Annotated in this window: 3 protein-coding genes; all 3 read right to left on the reverse strand. The window is 28.9% G+C overall.

Features of this window, described 5'->3' with window-relative positions; translation table 11 throughout:
- Positions 1–42: 42 nt before the first annotated feature.
- The 3 genes from KO500_RS02705 to KO500_RS02715 all read right to left on the reverse strand — a co-directional run bounded on the left by KO500_RS02705 (position 43) and on the right by KO500_RS02715 (position 2,000).
- Entirely contained in the window at positions 43–840 is a 798-nt protein-coding gene (locus tag KO500_RS02705) for a DJ-1/PfpI family protein (protein WP_215954965.1), read from the reverse strand.
- Positions 841–847: 7 nt separating this feature from the next.
- Entirely contained in the window at positions 848–1,261 is a 414-nt protein-coding gene (locus KO500_RS02710) for a RidA family protein (protein ID WP_215954966.1), read from the reverse strand.
- Between the two features lie 163 nt (positions 1,262–1,424).
- Positions 1,425–2,000, reverse strand: coding sequence for a Crp/Fnr family transcriptional regulator (locus tag KO500_RS02715; protein WP_215954967.1), 576 nt, complete (start codon positions 1,998–2,000; stop codon positions 1,425–1,427).
- Positions 2,001–2,034: the final 34 nt, after the last annotated feature.

A 2,034-nucleotide genomic window follows, 5' to 3' on the forward strand; every position in this document is an offset into this window, starting at 1 on the left:
TTACCTCAGTTCTTTGTTATGTGGCGTTTTTATCTTTTCATTTTATTTTTTTGTTTCTAAATATTCTGTTAACGCTTCTAAATAAAGGATGTTAAAAGAATTTCCAGAAAATGGATTTTGACTAGTAACTAGATTTCTATCCTTTATCGCAAAGTTTGATTTTGGTAAGCCACTTTTATATTTCATTCCAAATTTTCTTAACTGTCTAGCTATTTTTCTGTTTTTAGGTTTTCCTTTCATTATGAATTTTTCAATAACAAATTCTTCAATAGGTGATACAGAATTGACTTTATATCCAATATAAGGATTTTCTTCTGCTGGAATTGTCAAAATAAGACTAGGAGCGTGGCAAATAAGTCCAGTTGGTTTGTTTTTTTTTGCAAAATGTTTTAAAAGAGTAGGAATATTTTTGTCTACTATTAAATCTATCATTAAACCCTGCCCACCTGGAATAATGATTCCTATATAATTACCTTGATTTTCAATTGCGTTTTCAAGTGTAATTGGGTTATTGAATGAATTGTCTTTTGTTATAAATTCTATGGCTTCATTCTTAATTTCTAATATTTCTTTCCAATATTTATCATTGATACTCTCTTCATCAATTGTTGTAACAACTCCATTTGGTGTGGCAAATTCCACAGTATATCCATTTTCCGAAACAGATTTATATGCCAAATAAAATTCATTTAAAAAGACTCCAGTTTGTCGTAGTTTTTGTCCTTTATTAAGCTCTAAAGTGTCTGCTGCACTCAAAACAAAAAGAATTTTATTGTTTTGAGCTGAAAGTGATATATTCGTAATCATTCCAATTATTATAAGTAAAATTAGTTTTTTCATTTTAAGGTTATTTAGCAGCAATAATTTCAATTTCTATAAGACAATTTGGAGCTGTTGCTAATAAAGGTAAAGGAACAATAGTACTGGCTGGAAAATTTTTTACCCTCCATTCTTTAGATGCTACGTCTATCAAAATTTGCTTTTTCTCTAGTGTAAAATCTACTATATAAACAGTTTGTTTCACTACATCATCTAATGATAATCCAGCTGATTCTAGAGCTGTTTTTACATTAGAAACAGTCTGTTTAACTTGTTCTTCAAAATTTTCTGAAACCAATTTACCTTCTATGTTTGAAGCCCATTGACCTGAGAAATAATACATTTCTTTTCCTGCTGGAACTTTAACAATATGAGAAAAGCCATTGTACTTAGGATTAAACAATCCTTTTGGGTTGATAAAACTGTTTTTTTCTTGAGCCATAATATTATTTTTTTGAGTGTTTAAGTTTTCTGATTCCGTGCACGAGAACAATATTGACAATATTGCAAACGACATTATTTTTCCTATCATAATTTTAGCGTTTTAATTATGACACAAAGGAAGTACACATAATACGTGTACACATTTACATATGTAAAGAAAACTAGCTTTTGTTATTTTGGGCTCTAATTCGACTTAATTGTGTCGGTGTTATACCAAGGTAAGAGGCAATGTGGTATTGAGGAATTAATTGTTCCAATTGAGGATGTTGTCTTTGAAAAATAGCATATCGTTTGTTTGCTTCTAACAACACAATTTCTACTTCTCTTTTTTCTTTATCAACAAAATAATGTTCAGCAATTTTTCTTAAAAGTCTTTCTAAATCTTGATGTTTGTCTAATAAATCAATTAATTTTCTATAGTTTCCTATTAGTAAATCACAGTCCGTTAATGCTTGTTGATTTATAGTGTTTGGGAGTTGTGTAACCAAAGAAGAATAACCTCCAATCATATTATTTTTTGTAAAGAAATGTTTGTTATATTCTACTCCTTCATTATTACGATAGAAGGCTCTAACAACACCTTGTTTAAGAAAACCAAAATTTTTAGCTACCTCTCCTTCTTGTAAAAAATACTCACCTTTTTTTAAGGAATGTTCTGTAAAAAGTTTTTTCACTTCATTCCAAGTGTTTTCTTGAATAGGAGAAATAGTATATAGAAAATTATAGAGGTCTTTCAAGTTAGATTTTGGTTTTTTTTAATGTCTTGTCCTG

It is taken from the genome of Cellulophaga baltica (assembly GCF_018861125.1).
Lineage (GTDB): Bacteria > Bacteroidota > Bacteroidia > Flavobacteriales > Flavobacteriaceae > Cellulophaga > Cellulophaga baltica_A.